Genomic DNA, 16348 nt, shown 5'->3' on the forward strand with positions numbered 1-16348 from the left:
ATTACCGGGCGCGGACAGAGCGCTTCAATATCCGGTCGAGATCGGCGTAGCTGAAGGCCGGCGCGCGGCCGACCAGGAAGGATGGCGCGAACACATCGATCACCTTCTGGCCTGGTTTGAGAGCTTCGCGTATCTCGCGCCGAGCCCGTTTCAGTTGCGCGCTGGAAGGGTTTGCGATGCCGTCACGTTGCAGAACGGCCGTGACCATGCGCTCCAGCCGATCCTGCCGCAGGCGCCCGATGCAGTAGGTTCGGATGTATCGCAACAGCGATTGCAGGAACAAACCCTGGCAATGGAACGACTGCATGCCCCCGCCGAGAGTTGCGGCGAATGCGGCCGTCACATTCGAGGTGCGGTTCATCTCCCGATAGAAGGCCAGGGTTTGCGCCTCGAGGAAGCCGACGCTGATTTCCTCAGCCGGCGCGCAGAAGAGATAGGCCGGCACGGGTCGCTTCAGGCTCACCTGCTTGTAGAGATGCAGGCCGAAGCACAGTGCGAAGATGGAGGTGAGATTGTTGGCTGTTGCAACGTTGAGGGCCCGCAGATCCTCGATGATCTCGCTCCAGCCAATACGATCGCCGCTCGGCGCAAGCAGGAGGCCGTCGGCAACCGTTCCGTGAGCATCGACGTGGAGCACGGGCCTCAACCCCTGCTCGGCCTCCGTCGTCAGCTGCCTGAACAGATCCTTCAGTTCGGCGCGGTCTCGGACGGCACACGCGATGACGGGGAAACCGCCGGCAATGGCGAGGCCCTCAAGGTCTTCGAGGATGCGCCGGCTTGGCCCCATCTCCTGTTCCGGCAGCGAGTGGATCCACACGATCGCGTTGGTCTGCAACGTTTCCGAGATCGTTAGAGCGGTGTCTGAATAGAATATCATTCTGGTGGGTCTCGCCTCGCCCCGACTCCCGTTCGCTGGGTTTCAGACATAGCGGGGTTTGCCCAGAAGGGTGGAAAGCTCAAGGCGATCGCTGAGCCCCGCGGCTGCCACATGTTGAGCGACGGTGGCGCGCTCGGTTTCGGTGATGGTCGAGCCGAGCACGATGCGGTCGATCAGGGTGGGAAGATCGACGTCGACAAGGATGCCGTGTTCGGGAACCCGGACGCCAAATTCCTCGGCCATGCGAACGGAGATTGCGAGCCGATACTCCCGCTCCCATTCAAAGGCCCTGTGCTTAAAAAAGAACCGGTCGAGCATAGCGACGCCGCGCATCCGAATCTGGGTCAGGTCGACATATTGGACCGGACCACTCCACAGATCTTCGACGCCATATTCCGGTTTGAGACGGAAGGGCTTGAAGGCGGCGCGCATGCGATCGGGCGTCGTGCAGATGGCGATACCCTTGTGCTCTCCGGCGTAGAGCTTCCACATCGCATCGCTCTCGTAGGCGGCGCGGTGCCAGCAGCTTATCTTGGTCAACCGCTTCAGTTGGAAGAAGGCGTGCTCCACGCTTTCCATTTCGGCATAGCGCGGATCAGGCGGCGGCACGTTCAACTGGACGGCGACGGCGCCTTCGAACGGATCGATGAACTGGTTGGCCGATGCGAAATAGAGCCGGCTCTCGGCGAGCGTTGAAAGGAAGCGCTCGAGACGGAAGTACTTCCAGAGCGTCTCGTTGCCCTCGACAGCAATGTCGCCAACCTTGCGCATGATTACCCCACAGCGACGTTCATAGCCCGGTTGGTGCGGAGAGATACCACCGAACGGTTATTTTTCCGCTCGTTGCCTTGAAATTTCACCAGTCGGTGATATTTGTTCGATACTAACCGCTTTATCACTGAGCGGTCATAGGATGTCAAACATGCACATTCGGAGCGTCGACGACGTTCGCCGTTTTCTGCGGGAGGAGCGCAAGCGTCGCGGCCTGACCCAAGGCCAGCTCGCTGACCTTACGGCGACCTCGCAGAAATGGGTCAGCGATTTCGAGCGTGGCCGCGTCGATCCGCCAATGTCGATCGTGCTCAAGGTGCTGGTGTTGCTGGGCGTGACGATCGCGTTCTCGCCGGCGACAATCTCGGCGAGTGACCCGGCAGACGCAGGATCCGAATTCTGATGCCCGCATCCATCCGCCTTTACGGTCTTCCTGTTGGCGTCCTCGACGTTGCCAGGGATGGCGATTTGTCCTTTCGCTACGAGCCGGGCTGGCTTGAGCGCACGCAATTGCCGCGCCATCCGCTTTCTCTGGCGCTACCTCTCTCGCCAGATCCCTACAACCATGATCGCGCCGGTCCGTTTTTCGATGGGCTGCTGCCGGACTCTCAGCAACGCGCGAGGCTCTGGCTATCTGCAGGTCGATGCCACCGACGACTACGCGCTGCTCTACCAGCTCGGCCGCGATTGCCCGGGCGCGGTCACCGTTATGCCGCTCGACGATGAGGTGATCGCCGACGAGAATGTCGAGACGAAGTGGGACGTGCTGGACGATGATCGGCTTGCCGAATACATCGAGGCCCTGCCGCGGCGGCCGCTGTTCATCGACGCCGACGGGGAGCTGCGGCTGTCCCTTGCCGGCGTCCATCACAAGGCGGGGGTCGGCGTCGTCGATCGCAGGATCGCGCTGCCGAGAGGGCGCACGCCGAGCACTCACATCCTAAAGGTCGACATTGACGGTTTGCCGGATTCGATCCGCGTCGAGCATTTTTGCCTGCGCGTAGCCGCGGCTGTCGGCATTCCGGTGCCGTTCTCGACCATCCGAGTGGTCAAGGACACGCCCTATATGGTGATCCGGCGATACGACCGTGTCGGCGTGAATGGGCAAGAGGTTTTCCGTCGCTTGCATCAGGAGGATTTCTGCCAGGCGCTCGGGCGGTTTCCACGGCAGAAGTACGAAAAGGATGGCGGGCCGGGCTGGCAGGAATGCTTCGAGCTGATGAAGAAGGTCACCGATGTCGTCACGGCCCGCACGCAACTTCTTGATCGCGCGATCTTCCAGTTCCTGGTTGGCAACCCGGACGCCCACGCCAAGAACTACTCACTGCTCTATCGGCTCGATCGCATCGAGCTCAGTCAGCTCTATGATGTCAACAACGCCGCCGCCTTCCGGTCCTTCTACAAGGAGCAGCGTCCGCGGCTGGCGAGTTCGTCGGGGGCAATCGTGATCCGCTCACGCTGACGCCGGAAAACTGGGAAGCCTTCGCCAAGGATACCGACTTCCGTCCCCGCTTCGTGCTTCGGCAATTGCTCGATATGGCCGAGCGCATGATCCCGGCAGCCGAGAAGGTGCTCGCGGAAATGAAAGGGACCGAGGCCGACAGCAAGCTGCTCGCGCTGGCAGTCGAGGACATCGTGCAGCGCTGCACCGCAGTGCGCGCCTGGAGCGCATAGTTCAAGGATTCCCAGCCGCGTCGCGGCTCGGCGTGGATTTCATAATGTCCGTCAGGAGCTGGTCGATGCTGCCAGCCGATGCAGCAAGCCTGCCGTCGACAACATGTGGAAGGTCGTTCTCTTCTTCATAGCAATAGCTGGCTGCGAATTCCTCAACGGCTTCCCCCGCCAGGGGGACGCCTCGATCCCTCAGGCGCTCATAGGCAGCGACGACAAAGTTGAACAGAGCGCGGTTGATGTTCACGACCGGACCATACCAATGGAACATCTGATGGCAGGCCTGCCGAGCCTCCTCATGATATCGCTTTGTCGTCTGTATCGCCGCGACGACGTTCCCGCGTGGGACGAGGCACATCGTCATCAGATCCGTCGTTATCGGGTAGCCGCCGATCGGAATGAGTCTGACGACGTGCCGCAGTTCCTGTTGATGGTGGAAGTAGTTGCGGAGGCACTTGAGGGCAGCAAATTCCTGGACGTCAAGAAATCGACGGCCGCTCCGACCTTCAGTCAATCATTGAGACTGTGTGCCGCCTCAAGGAGCGAGAACAGTGTGTCGCGGCTCGGCGAAACGCAATGCGTCCGGTAGAGCCGAAAGAACCTCTCGGACGCTGCGCCAACATTGGCCAGATCGACATCTTCTGTCACAGCGAACCTCCAATCCAATATGCGCGTGTCGAAGCCGTCATCTATGGCGTTCTAGCCCGAAGCCTGCGACGAACCGCGCTGCAATAGCTCGTTCAGGAAGGCATCCTGGTTTTCTGGAGGCGACGGTGAGGTTGCTGCGCCGATCAAGGCACACACGCATCGACGCGCAAGCCGTCGAGCGTCCAGTCGCACTTGGCTTGGTATGTCCTGCATCGCCTGGCCATGGAGGAAGTCGCTCCTCTCCTTGAAAAGCGCGAGGTATCGCTCGCCGGCGGAGGCGTCGTCCAGCAGCGCCGCCAAGCGCCATGCGACCCGGGCGGTCGCGCCCTGACGCCGTTGTCCGCTGATTTTCGGGCGCTTCCTGGAGTCATGATCGATTGGTTGTCCTAGCGCTGCCTCGATCACGGTGACATGCGCGAGAAATTCGTCGATCCCATCGCTCGCGAACGCCCGGATCACGAAGTGCTCGATCGGGCGATGAAAGAGCGGGGAACGTCGAGCTTCCGAGAGTTCAGTCCAGGCTGTATCATCCAGATAGGCTGTTTGGGGGATCGCAGCGTCGGTCAGGGGCAACCGCGCAGGTCGTTCAAGCTCCACCATGGCACCGTCCTCATCTTCGTAGAAGTCCGGTTCCCACGACAATGTGTCGGCATCGGGCGGCGTCGCTCGGCGCGCAAACAGGTCGTCCGACAGCGTATGGACCCATGGCACGCGAAAGGGACGCCAATCCAAGTCGGAATAGCTGGTGACTTCCTCCCAGGAGGCCGTCAGTAGCGCGAAGAGCGCGGCTTCGACCGGAGCGGGAAAGTGCCTTTTGTGCGGTCCGATCCGCCCGAAATCCTGTCGCAGATCGGCGAACAGTCCGGGGAGGACGCGGCCGCCAGATTTTCCGGGGAGGACCACGATCTCTTCGACGACAAGCCAGGCAAACCGGCTGAAGCGCTGGCTGTCGAAACGCCAGCCGGGCCGTTTTCGCGACAACCCATCGGTGTCGAGGAGATCGTCCAGCTCTTCTGCCGTGAAGTTTCGAATGGCATTGGGTCCAAAACGCAATTCGGGGACCTCGTCGCCGAGATCAAGCGGACAGAGATGGACCAGGCGCGCTTCGGTTTGCCTGAAGGCTTGGTCAAGGCGGGCCGCTGCGATAGCCGGGGAGACAGCAAAGCGAGCTGGTGCGCCATCGCTCCAGCGATAGCCGAGGCCGTGGAGGGCGTGGCTGAGGGCGAAGTTCACGGCGTCCTTCGATCCCGCTGACTGATAGAGCCGTTGGCAGGTTTCCCGAAGCCTCACAAAAGCGGGGGAGGCATATAGATTGCCTGCTACCGGACCATCGTGACGCCACAACGCGTCGACGGCGGATACTAGCTCAATTGGGAGCGGGTTGTTCAGGACGCGAACTCCTTTTGACTATCTGAAGCTGTCCGAATGCGACGGGTCAAATAATGTAAGGTGCGGCGAGCCGTAATGTCACGGTTGCGGGGCGCGTTAGGAGAAGATCCGTGCGATCGATCGTTCCCATTGCAGAACAACTGGACCGCGCACTTGCCGAACTGACAATTGATCACCCGCTCAATGAACGGATCGCACTGATCCTCGTCGACAATGGCGTTGAGCTGATGTGCCATCAAAAATGCGCTGACGTATTGTTCGAAGACCGGCACGGGAACTCCCACCGGCTCACGCCGGAACAGCGCAGCGACGCGCGTGGCCGCGCCTTCGACAGGAAGATCCAGTTTCTAAAAGAGCTCGGTCACATTCCGCCCGATCAGGTCCGGGCGATGGGAATCCTGCACGAGTATCGGAACCAGCTCTATCATGTCGGGCTCCGCGACGATCCGATCATCGGGCAGCTCGCACACGTCTATTTCCGCCTAGCTGCTGGGCTGCTCGAGTCGCTCCTCGGTGCACAGCGTCATCTGCGCTGGGAACCTGAAGTAGTCAGTGATGCGGCACGTCGACTTTTGCCTGAGTTGGTAACCACTAAGTACCGCAGAGCCAAGGTCGATATGGCTGGACTACGCGATCGGCTGCTCGCGGCTTGTCCGCAACCACCAATGTCGGTCGAGCGAGCGTTGAGCGCGCATTTGTTGTTTCGGGTCGAGCAGGCGGAATCGGCCTTCGAGATCATCGCCAGGGGACGCTCGGGAACAGACGACCCTGTCGATACGCTGCGGACGATCCAACTCGAAGCTGACACGATCGCCGAAATCGTTCGTTTTCGCCGCGATGGCGACAAGGCACTGAAGGCAAAGGGCCTCCCGCCCAAGCCGCTTGATGTGGACGCGCTTGGGATGGCGCGAGGGACGAAAGTGTTGGTCGATCTCAATGCGCGCCTGCTGCCTAAATGGAAGCCGAGATACCCGCAGTTGCCGTTCGAGAGCTGGAGAAAGCGGGCCGGCTCGCTTAGCGCCAAACGGGCGGCCCTGGCCGCACTGGAGATGTTTGATCAGATCAGGAAAGAGATAGACCAGCTGGAAGAAATCATGGCCGAACCCATCGAGAATATGCACGGGTGGCACCAGTACCTCGAAGATGTCGCCATGGACAGCCGATAGCATTCGGTCGGTGCGGTCATGATGGCCTGCATCGAGGAGTGCTTTTCAGCAATGAAGCTGTAGAATCCACATCATGAACCCGACACGCCCACTGACGATCTTCTGCGGGGGACCGCTGGAACATGACTCGGAACGTATCTTCCTGCGCGCCCTCGTCGACCATCTGGCGCGAGGCGCGGCGGCGGCAGTCGTCCTGTGCAATTTCCAGCTCAAGGGTCGACAGATCGACTTCGTCGTGGCGACGGAGGATGCCGTCGCCCTTATCGAAGCGAAAGCCACCAAGCTTCCGGTTCGCGGCGAGATCAATGGACCATGGGAGCGGCTGTCGCCGTCCGGCGAGTGGACGCCGTTCCGCAACCCCTATCAGCAGGCGCTCGACGCCAAGAACCGTTTGCGTGATGCCATGGCTCAGGCGGCGCCCATCGGCGATTTCTACCCGGATGGGTTGGTCGCGATGACCGGTGACCTCCCTGCTGGGTCAACCATCACTGCGGGCGACTTCAAGGTTCGGATCGGGTCGACTGCCGAGGTGCTGGCTGCCTTGGCAGCGAGGGGAGACAGTGTATGGTCACTGGCGGCCTGGCAGGGCTTTGCGCGGTCCTTGAAGTTGACCGCTACGACGGTGGACGCCGCGCTGGCAGCCGAAAGTTCCTGGACATTTAGCGAGTGGGCGGAACGCTATCGGCGGGCATTCGCTGCAGAATACCAGCCCGATGCCGATCTATGGATCCCGGAAGATGATGAGCAAGCAGAGGCTCTCATCGCATTCACCAATGAGCAGGCTGGCAGCTTTTTGTGGGGACCCTCCGGGTGCGGCAAGAGCCTGATGGCAAAGTGGCTGGGAGTCCAACTGACAGCGACGGGCGCCATATGCCTCTTCGTTTCGGCAAAGCTGTTTTCGGGCTCGTGGGCGGAGGCGGTTCAGCGCGAGATTTCTCTGCTTGTTGATTCCTATGATCCGCGATTCCTGCGCCGGGCTACGCAATTGGGGATACCGGTCATCCTGATCTTCGACGGATTGAACGAGCTGTCGGCCGACAATGCGCGACAAGCGCTGCGGGGACTCAAGGCTCTCGCAAGGCGGTATGAGGCGCGGGTCGTTGTGACGAGCCAGGAGTCCCGTCCAGAAGGTCTGGCTGGCCTGAGCAGTGTCAGGGTCGGGAAGCCCTCGGAGATTTTGAAGGCACGCATCGCCGAACGGGGACATGGAGTCTTGACCTCGGCGGCAAAGGATGTGCTGCGCGGCGTGCGGAGCGGGCTCGAGGCGGGCATCGTGGGTGAAATCGGCAACGAGCTGCGGCCGAACGTTACCCGCCTTGAACTCGTTGACCAATTCATTCGCACGCGACTGGGTCCACATGCGCGTTCGGGTTCGCTGGGCCTTCGACGGCTCGCGGCGCGCCTCACCGACGAAATGGCCTATTCCCTATCGGAGATTGCCTTCGATGAGTTCATGCTGGCACAGCGCCTGACGTTCGACGATTGCGAGGCAGTTCTGCGGGCCGGCGTTCTGGAAACTCGAAGCGGCAGGGTGTCGTTCAGTCACGAAATCTTTCAGAGCACGTGCGCCGCTCAAGAACTGGTCAGGCTGGCGCAGACGGATCCCGCGAAACTTGGCGTCCAGTTGGGCACGCCGCTCTTTCGTCCACTGGCCCGCGACATCATCGCCGCTCTCGACACGGAGCCCGCTTCCCGTGCGGTGCTGGATGAAATCACGGACGCAGACATCATTGCCGATGCCGCCGACGGTGAACTTGGTAGCGTGGCGACCGTGACCGCCTGGGCTATTCTTGAGACCAGCCACGCTAGTCTTCTCGCCCAGATCGCGCAGTCCACGCTGGTCCTGACGAATGGTGAGGCCTTCAAGCGCCTCGAATGGGAAGGGCACATCGAGCCTCCGCCGACGAGTCGAGCCCGCTATCAGGCCTTGGGCGTTCGCGCGGCCAAGGGCACGGGCATCGAGGAATACCTGGTTCTGTGCCGAGCAATGAACACAAAACTGCACGAGGAACGATCAAGGCTTGCCGAGGCGGCTCGTGAGGGCAACGTCGCCTTGCGTAGTGAAGCGTTCGCACTGGCCTATTATGGCTTCGGATCGCGCCACAACTTCACGCTCGCCGCGACACAGGCTGACGCAACGAGGTTCACCCATATCATCGGCAATCGGCCACCGAAGATCGCGATGCGATCTCTTGTCGGGTTGACCTCCGGCGAGCTCCTGTTCGTTCTCAAGCAGCGCCATGAGCTGTTTGGCAAAGCGGATGTCACGCGATTCACGCTTGAGCTGACCGAGGTATTGCGCACGCGGTGGAAATACGAGCCCTATCATGTTCGGCTCGAACTGCTGCATATCGTCGGGTTCGTCCGGGACGCCAAGGAGACGGCGAGAGCTGGTCTTGTCGAGGCGATCAACGCCCTCGAGATTCATCCTTCGAACTGGGCGTTGAATTCGAGCGTGATCGATGCCCTCAAGATACTGGGAGCGCTTGACGACGAGGGCGAAGGGCAGCGAGCTGCCATTCACGACGAGGTTGTGGCTGTGATTGGGGAAGCGGACAGCGACGAGATCCGCGAGCAGGCTCTCAGCGTCTACACGCGGATGTTCGATCACCCGTTTGACTGGATTTATGCCGAGGAGGTCTACGGGCTGCCGGAGGAGACACAGCGTCTGCTCTACCGTCGCGCCTTTCAGGCTGATGGAATCGGCGATTCCATGAGCGTGAGATACTTGGCGCAAAGGATCGCAGAATACGAAGAGCCTTCAGACGCTCCATTGTTCTCGAACCTGGCGCGACTTCCGTCGCAGACGAATCCGATGAGCCAGGACGAGTTGGCGGCCTTCGTCCTGGCGGTTCGCTTCCTCGCACGGCACGCCGCGCCGCTTCCGGTTGTGGAGGCTGAGAACGATGCACAACAATGCATGGTTCTCATCAGAACGTTGGTCTATGCGGCCGAGTCCGGCCGCGACGTCGACAGGGAACAGGCACGTGCGGCCTGGGAGAAACTGCACGCGCTCCCTGCGCAACGTGTTATCGGCTGTCTCGCAGAAATAAACGAGCCGCTGGCGGCAAGTCATGTGGCGGAACGACCACCTAACTATCTAGCTCTCAACCTGGTGGATGTGTTTCCGGTCGACCTGCTCGCGGTCAGCCGGAAGTTGGTTGATGAGGGCTTGCCCCCGACATCGTACCATCGGGTAGGCTTTCGTGATCGGGACCTGCATTTCGCCTTTGGCGTGATTGCGAAACACGGCGACCGCAGCGACCTTGGCAGGCTGCGGCGTGTAACTGCAGATCAGCCGTTTGCGCAAAAGGCCATTGAGGTCATCCGCGCAATCGAGACATCTGCAGCCGCCGTCAGCGGATAGCCCAGACTCGCGGACTCACGGTGCTCCACAACGGCCGCGACAATGCGCGGACCCGCCTCGTCGATTAGGGCGGCGCGCTGCTCCTCACCAAGATTGGTTGCCCGCGCCACCGGCGTAGCTTGCGGACAGGTTCGAATCGCCTATGCTGGAGCATGGCTGATCCGGCCATGCCGTCCACATTGGCGAAGCCCGCGGGCAGGAATGAACGATCACCCCGTATGAACCTCTCTCCAAGGTGCGCGGGCCAAGTGGACACGCCATTGAAGCACCGCCGGAGCGGTTCCATGCGAATGCATTTTCCCGATCTCACTCGGCCGAAACAGGCCGCAAAATATCTCGTTCGCGCGTCGACCGGACTGAAGCTCGCAACGGTGCACGAGGCGCTTGCGCGGGCACTCGGCTATCGAGACTGGCACGAGCTTTCGATCACTAGTCACCCAAACGCGCTCGCTGCTCATGATGGTCCAGATCTCGATGCCGCGCTTCTCACGATCCTCGATCTGGCTGATGCCCTTGGCCTTCCGGACGGCCATGTCCAATATGCCGTTTCGAGGGCCCGTCTACTGCGAGCGACGCCGTGGTCGATCGATGAGCATATGGTCCTGCGCGCCTCCATCTGGCGGCGACGTGTTTTCGGGCCGCCGGGCCGCGGCAAGCCTGGAACCGTCGTGAAATACAAAGCCTATGACTCCGCCGCCCTGGCCTACCTTCGCTATCCCGGCCGGCCCACCCACCTGCTCTTCGACACGGGATTTGGTATGCGGGCCGACTTCGAGGTCGCCACTCCGCGCACTGCGCTTCCGGACTTCGTGCCATCGCGCATCTGGTTGCCCTACGGGCTCTGGCAATTGACGGACGGATTGGAAGTCGCCTTCTCGCGCGACTATCTTCCAATGTGGCGCATATCGAACGATGGAACTGAGCGCCTTGCTCCCTGGCTATGGATCAAGGACATCGCGGAAGAAAAACACTTCGCCAGTGGTGGAACCGCCATCTGGGCCTCCGGCGCTGCTCGGGACAGTGCCGTCGCCTACCTTCAGCAACATCGCATTTCCGAGTTGCCGATGCTGACCGACATCATGCCTCACCTGTTCGAGCCCCAGGTCGAGTCCCTGCAGGACGGCGTTGCCCGCCTCTGTGGCTCCCGAGGCGATGCAGGAGCCCCGCCCTACGCTAAACTGAACGATCGTGTGTTGGCATGATCCCCAGCTTGTTGCCATCTCCCACGGCAAGTCGCCCCCGAATCTGCTAAGCGGTAAGTATTGATGGGCTCGGACTATATGGCTGCAGTCAAGAAGAAGACTTATCCGCCACTAGATACACGTTTCAGATTTGCGGAAGACTCGTTTGCCCGATTGGCGGGCGGGTGGGACTCTCACCTGCGCCCTGCTGTGGGGGTGGCGGACGGCGAGCCGTATCTCCTGCGCTTGTTCAAGAAGACTGGCACCCCGCTCGACGACGATCTGAGGGCGATCGTCGGACGTGGACTGAGGCGTATTCGGCGTGTGCTTTCTTCCCGTCGCGCAAGAGACGTCCTGGTCGAGGTCCTCGAAACCGCGGAAGACCAGCACGAGCTGGCCATCGTCATGGTGGACCCCGGAAGTCCGATCTCGGGGGCGTCACAGCGCCGGAGGACGAGGGAGGGGCGTTTTCTTACGAGCGCAAGTCGTGGTGTCTTCTGGCGGAATATGGTCCGCGTGGCAGAAGCGCTCGCACTGTGTCACGACGCCGGTATCGTGCACGGCGGCGTCAGCCTGCATTCGATATTCTCACAGCGAGACGATAGCGCCGACTATCGGCTCGGTGGGGTCGAGGCCTGCGTCCACATTGCGGACGGCGATCTCAAAGAGTCGGGGCATCTGCTTCGCGCCTCCGCTGTGATCTCGTTCCGGCAAGACTGGATCGACCTGGCTGCGGTCGCCGGCGCGCTGCTCGGCCTCGATGGTGACAACCCGCCCGCGCTTCTTTCGGTCGAACGTCGAATGCTGGAACGACTGGCGAGTCCCCCGCAGTTTCAACTGTTCGACGGTGCGGTTGTCCTCGACGAGCTAAGAAGCGTCGTGACCGAGCTCGACAGGGTTGGCTCCAGCTCGGAGGGGGAGCTCGTTCTTTATCCCTCTCGGGACGTGGTTCAGAGCGATTTGCCGGCCCTCTCTTCGGGCACGATACCCGCAGCGGATGGCGCCGCGATCCTGCAGTTTGTTGCGGACGATCTGTTGTCGCCCGGCGTCCGCCTTGTCCCGGCCGACCAGGACACCGTCCGTCTCATGACGGACCTCGCAGTCTATCATGTTCGCGTCATGAGCGACTCTGTCGGGATGATCGTAGCGGCACACCAGCGTCGGCCAAACGAATGGATGCACGGCGCCGTCGACATCGTTCATCGATTGCATCTCTCCCGAAATCGAGCGAGCTCGGAAGAGCGGGTCCAGAACCTCGGGCCAGGCGCCAAGGTCTGGCGTGATCTCCTGGAACCCATCCAGACTGCCGACGGGACGAACGACGTTCCAATATGGTTTGCTCTTATCCTCCTCGAGGCCTTCACTCTGCTCCGAGAGCAGTTTCGCCTTTATCCGGTGCATGTACTCCCGACAGTCAATACCGACGTCAACGTCGTTTGGCTGGCCCCCGCCGAGGACGCTCCGCGGGATGCGCAGCGCGAAACAATGGGGCTGCGCCCCGCTGCCGAGGCGCTGAAGCGAGAGCTGAAGCAGGACGACGGAAAGGCAAACTGGACGCTGTCACAAACGGCGCGTCTGGCCGTGGGCCGCGAGCGCGTTCCGGAACTCAGCTATGAGGGCAGTGGGCTGATCAACGGGAAGGTCGCGTTCGCATTCGGGACCAACCTCGCGATGCAGGCCGGGCAGCGGCTTTTCCTGCGCCCCCGCAAAGACACCGGTACCGAGCGGGCCATTCGGCGACGACTGCAGAACATCGTCGCCGCCAGGTCCAATGTCGAGCTTCTCAGGGCTTTGGACGATCCCGCGCAGGTGCGAATCGATGACGTGCTGCGCGACATCGCAGCACCCGGCCCACCGCCGGCCGACGCCGACATGGAAAAATCCAAGGTCGAGGCATGGCAGTCCATCGTCGAGGGCAGATCGATCAATGTCGTTGTCGGCCCGCCCGGAGTGGGCAAGACCTTTTTGATCTCGCACCTCGTGAAGAGTATCCTGCATGAAACGCCCGACGCTCGGATCCTCGTATCCTCCCAAAACCACGAGACGCTCGTTCACATGGAGGACGAGCTCCGCAAGTTTCTGCCCGCGTCCTCAACCATCGTCGTTCGCGTCGAGCGATCTCGATCGAGCGAGAAAGAGAGCACGCTGAGGCGTAGCTCGCAGTCTCTGCTGCGTTCCGTGTCCAAGCCGGATCCGGCCAGCGCCGCGATAATGACGAACCAGCTCAACCAGATCATCCATGCCCTCAAACCAGTAGATATGTCCGAGCAATCGATCGCTGACCGCGCTCTCCGAGACACCGATAATCTGATGCTGCGCTCGTCGGACGTGACGCTGGCGACCACGTCGTCGCACATTCTCGAGGAGATGATTGCCGACGGCGAGCAGTTCGACTGGGTCTTCATCGAGGAGGCGGCGCGGGCCAATGGCGCCGAACTGATCGGTGCGCTGCTCTTGGGGAACCGTCGAGTGATCATCGGCGATCACAACCAGCTCTCGCCCTTCGATGCGGCGGATCGGCAGAAATTCTACGACCCGAGTCGGGCCGGTGAGCTCCTGCGTGATGCCAAGGAGAAGCTCGCCGCGATCTCCGACTTGCCGAGCGAGGTGGAATTGGCGCTCGAGGCGTTGAAGGCAGATCAGTTCCTGCTCGGGGACGTTCTCGCGGTCGCGTCTCGCCTCGAAGAGCCGTTCCGATCCATTGCCGAGCGGGAAGAGACAAGAACGATGGACACCGGCCGCCCCAGCTCGATCGCCACCACGTTGCGCGAACAGAGCAGAATGCATCGGGCCATCTGCGAGCTCGTCTCCAACACGTTCTACAAGCGACAGTTGGTTTCGTCCGGCCGGGTCAAGACACGTGGCCAGGTCGTGGAGAGCGTAGGCGGATTCCCGGCCTCTCCGGTCGTCATCCTTGACGTGCCCTCGCTGAGCACGGTCAAAAGACGTGCATTCGAGCAACCGGTGAAACGATCGATCCGCAACGAGGTTGAGGCCAATGCGTTGCTGGCTGCGTTGCGGAAGTTGCGGCCGGTCATCAGCGAGGATGAGCGGGTCCCCACGCTGGTGGTGCTGTCGCCATATCTCGCACAGGTTAATCACCTCGAGCGGCTGCTCAAGCCCGAGATCGATGTGTCCGCGGGAACGCTGTTCGGCTTCGCCAGCCCGCGAGGCGACGGCAAGTTCGTCTATACGAGCGACAGCTTTCAGGGCGGTGAGGCCGATCTCGTCCTCGCCAGCCTCGTCCGCAATAACGTCCTCGTGGGCTCAAGAGCCGTTGGCTTCATGAGAAACCCCCAGCGCCTGAACGTGCTGCTCAGCCGCGCCAAGCATAAGCTCGTCCTCACCACCAGCCGGAAGTTCGTCCGCAACGCGGTTGATGGCATCGATCCCGATGCGGTCAACGATGAGCTGGGCTTTCTGCGAACCATGCTCGATGAACTGACCCGGCTGTCCGAGGCCGACTTTCCGTCGGTTGGCAAAGGCGCCTCCATCATCCCGGTGGATGATCAGGGGAGGTTGCCCCGGTGAACAACATCTATATCCCGGCCTGGCACTATCGCGCACCCGGCATTGTCCAGCGGACCTGGGGCTGGAGCCCTGTCGAGGAAATGATCCTGCTGTCGCTGGACCGAAGCCCGGGAACGATCAATGACGTCTCCGACACGCTCAAGATTCCCCGACAGGTGGTCGGCTCCACTGTGGCCCGCCTTATGCAGTTCGGACTTGTGGAAGTTCGGCTATCGCCGCACCCGGTCCTCGTCACCAGCAGTATTGGTCACGACTTCATCCGCACGGGGCGCGCCCTTCCCGAACGCTCGGCCGATCGCGAGATCGGCATCAGCGTGGTCTACGAGAAGGTCGGCTTATCAGTCTTCAGGACGAGGGACGTCGACACGATCTCCGTCACCAAGCTTCCCGGCAAGGGTGCAATCATCCGGTTTCCGGACGGCGAGCCGCCAGAGACGCACTATTCGATGATGCAACGCGTCAACGAGTTCATGGTCGGCATGCTAAGGCCCGGAGAATGGCTGCGCGGCGTGCAGGCCAATAGCTCGTTCCTGGAGCCGAAATTCCTCGTGCTTGATCTCGATGAGACCGGAGCTGGCGTGTTTCCGCAAGGCGCGAGCGACCAGCTCGTCGAGGCCCTCAAAGTAACGATCAAGACCGGCGTTCTACCCAAGACCACCGCACCGCCGCCGGAGCGTCCGGTATCCATCGAAACCCGATTCAGCGCCAGCGACATCGTCGTCGGCGCCGAGCAGCACTTGAAACGCTTCGAACAGATCGTCGGCGCTGCGAAATCCAACATATTCGTCCTGTCCACGTTCGTTGCTTCTCAGTCCGATGAACAGGGCCGGGATCGTCGGGAACGCATCGTGCGAGCCCTGGAGGATGCGTGTAAGCGCGGCGTGAGATGCCACCTCTTTTTCGGCACTTCGCTCGATCGCGCCAAGCATGCCGCAGCCATGCAGGAACTCTATCTGCGCCTGTCTGCGGCGCGGCAAACCAGAGGATATCTCTTGGTGCAGAGGGATCCCGTCGAGAGCCATGCAAAGTTCCTCGTTGCCGACGACGGCCACGACGGTGCGGTGGTGCTGATGGGATCGTGCAATTGGCTTCACTCTCCCTTCTCGGCCGTTGAAGTCTCGGCCGAACTCAGAGAGGCCAACGCGGCCGCAGAAGGGCTGGATCTGCTCCGCGAGATTGTCTCCAGGCTTTCAAGTGCCAGCCGATCCGTGGAGGTACTGCAGTTCATGGCGTCCGAGCTGCGGCGCCAGCGAAACATGCTGTCGACCTCTGAAGAGGCGCAAGCGCCGGCCGCGACGCTGACGATCCTGCATGCCGCTGACCACGAGCGCTTGTTGCGCGCTGCGGCCCACGATGCGCAACAGCGCTTCATCTGCTGTACCAACAAGGTGGGCGCGAACATGGTGCCGGCGCTGTTCGATCCCGCCGAGGTCGCCGGCCGGCGGCTCAGCCACGTGCGCATCTATTATTCGCGCCGAACCGGACCGGTGAAGCGCAGCCACGTCACAAAGCATCGAGAACGGCTCCACGGCATCGTGGACCTCACAGGTGTGCCCGAACCGCAGTTGCATGCGAAGTTTCTGGCCTGGGACTCCGACCACGTCGTCGTCAGCAGTCTGAATTGGGGGTCCCAGTCAGGACTCGAGGACAATCCGCTCGATGAAATCGGCCTCTATCTCGAGGGACCCAAGTTGGCCACGTCCTTGCTTGAGACCTTCGAGCGTGAACTCGAATGAGATGGGCGCGG

At 61.5% G+C, this 16348-nt stretch carries 13 protein-coding genes; 9 read left to right on the forward strand and 4 right to left on the reverse strand.

Annotated features, from left to right (window positions below; translation table 11 throughout):
* Position 1: 1 nt before the first annotated feature.
* Positions 2-877 (reverse strand): hypothetical protein, encoded by an 876-nt coding sequence (locus CK218_RS15715; RefSeq protein WP_141245928.1) that lies wholly within the window; start codon positions 875-877, stop codon positions 2-4.
* Positions 878-919: 42 nt separating this feature from the next.
* Complete coding sequence (locus CK218_RS15720) at positions 920-1648, reverse strand: DUF2971 domain-containing protein (RefSeq protein WP_095776575.1); 729 nt, start codon at positions 1646-1648, stop codon at positions 920-922.
* Positions 1649-1799: 151 nt separating this feature from the next.
* Here CK218_RS15720 and CK218_RS15725 point away from each other — a divergent pair, with 151 nt between their 5' ends.
* The 3 genes from CK218_RS15725 (at position 1800) to CK218_RS30165 (ending at position 3322) form a co-directional block, all read left to right on the forward strand.
* Positions 1800-2051: a helix-turn-helix transcriptional regulator gene (locus tag CK218_RS15725; protein WP_170954332.1), complete on the forward strand. Its 252-nt coding sequence runs from the start codon at positions 1800-1802 to the stop codon at positions 2049-2051.
* 93 nt (positions 2052-2144) lie between these two features.
* Positions 2145-3110, forward strand: a complete 966-nt coding sequence (locus CK218_RS15735; protein WP_245420464.1) for a HipA domain-containing protein — start codon at positions 2145-2147, stop codon at positions 3108-3110.
* 74 nt (positions 3111-3184) lie between these two features.
* The gene (locus CK218_RS30165) at positions 3185-3322 is read left to right on the forward strand and encodes a type II toxin-antitoxin system HipA family toxin (protein WP_141245929.1); all 138 of its coding nucleotides are present in this window, start codon (positions 3185-3187) and stop codon (positions 3320-3322) included.
* A gap of 1 nt (position 3323) precedes the next feature.
* On the opposite strand, the gene CK218_RS31130 is transcribed toward CK218_RS30165, so the two are convergent.
* Positions 3324-3566, reverse strand: a complete 243-nt coding sequence (locus CK218_RS31130) for a hypothetical protein (RefSeq protein ID WP_245420466.1) — start codon at positions 3564-3566, stop codon at positions 3324-3326.
* Positions 3567-3581: 15 nt separating this feature from the next.
* Between CK218_RS31130 and CK218_RS31135 the strand changes: the two genes are divergently transcribed.
* Entirely contained in the window at positions 3582-3908 is a 327-nt protein-coding gene (locus CK218_RS31135; RefSeq protein WP_245420468.1) for a hypothetical protein, read from the forward strand.
* Between the two features lie 110 nt (positions 3909-4018).
* On the opposite strand, the gene CK218_RS15745 is transcribed toward CK218_RS31135, so the two are convergent.
* Positions 4019-5200: a hypothetical protein gene (locus tag CK218_RS15745; RefSeq protein ID WP_095802356.1), complete on the reverse strand. Its 1182-nt coding sequence runs from the start codon at positions 5198-5200 to the stop codon at positions 4019-4021.
* A 266-nt stretch (positions 5201-5466) separates the two neighbouring features.
* Between CK218_RS15745 and CK218_RS15750 the strand changes: the two genes are divergently transcribed.
* From CK218_RS15750 to CK218_RS15770, 5 genes are all read left to right on the forward strand, one after another.
* The gene (locus tag CK218_RS15750; protein WP_095776570.1) at positions 5467-6522 is read left to right on the forward strand and encodes a hypothetical protein; all 1056 of its coding nucleotides are present in this window, start codon (positions 5467-5469) and stop codon (positions 6520-6522) included.
* A gap of 73 nt (positions 6523-6595) precedes the next feature.
* A complete protein-coding gene (locus CK218_RS15755; RefSeq protein ID WP_095828272.1) occupies positions 6596-9889 on the forward strand; it encodes an NERD domain-containing protein in 3294 nt (1097 codons plus the stop codon).
* A gap of 284 nt (positions 9890-10173) precedes the next feature.
* Positions 10174-11091, forward strand: a complete 918-nt coding sequence (locus CK218_RS15760) for a hypothetical protein (protein WP_095776568.1) — start codon at positions 10174-10176, stop codon at positions 11089-11091.
* Positions 11092-11310: 219 nt separating this feature from the next.
* Positions 11311-14601 carry an AAA domain-containing protein gene (locus CK218_RS15765; RefSeq protein ID WP_095776691.1) on the forward strand — a complete coding sequence of 1097 codons (3291 nt, stop codon included), beginning with the start codon at positions 11311-11313 and terminating at the stop codon, positions 14599-14601.
* Complete coding sequence (locus CK218_RS15770; RefSeq protein WP_095776567.1) at positions 14598-16337, forward strand: phospholipase D-like domain-containing protein; 1740 nt, start codon at positions 14598-14600, stop codon at positions 16335-16337. The genes CK218_RS15765 and CK218_RS15770 overlap by 4 nt, the downstream gene beginning before the upstream one ends.
* The last annotated feature ends 11 nt before the right edge of the window (positions 16338-16348 follow it).

It is taken from the genome of Mesorhizobium sp. WSM3879, assembly GCF_002294915.1.
Classification (GTDB): domain Bacteria; phylum Pseudomonadota; class Alphaproteobacteria; order Rhizobiales; family Rhizobiaceae; genus Mesorhizobium.

Coding starts and splice junctions, on each gene's coding strand:
- CK218_RS15715 (WP_141245928.1), bottom strand. CDS start 877: ATGATATTCTATTCAGACACCGCTCTAACGATCTCGGAAACGTTGCAG.
- CK218_RS15720 (WP_095776575.1), bottom strand. CDS start 1,648: ATGCGCAAGGTTGGCGACATTGCTGTCGAGGGCAACGAGACGCTCTGG.
- CK218_RS15725 (WP_170954332.1), top strand. CDS start 1,800: ATGCACATTCGGAGCGTCGACGACGTTCGCCGTTTTCTGCGGGAGGAG.
- CK218_RS30165 (WP_141245929.1), top strand. CDS start 3,185: ATGGCCGAGCGCATGATCCCGGCAGCCGAGAAGGTGCTCGCGGAAATG.
- CK218_RS31135 (WP_245420468.1), top strand. CDS start 3,582: ATGGAACATCTGATGGCAGGCCTGCCGAGCCTCCTCATGATATCGCTT.
- CK218_RS15755 (WP_095828272.1), top strand. CDS start 6,596: ATGAACCCGACACGCCCACTGACGATCTTCTGCGGGGGACCGCTGGAA.
- CK218_RS15760 (WP_095776568.1), top strand. CDS start 10,174: ATGCGAATGCATTTTCCCGATCTCACTCGGCCGAAACAGGCCGCAAAA.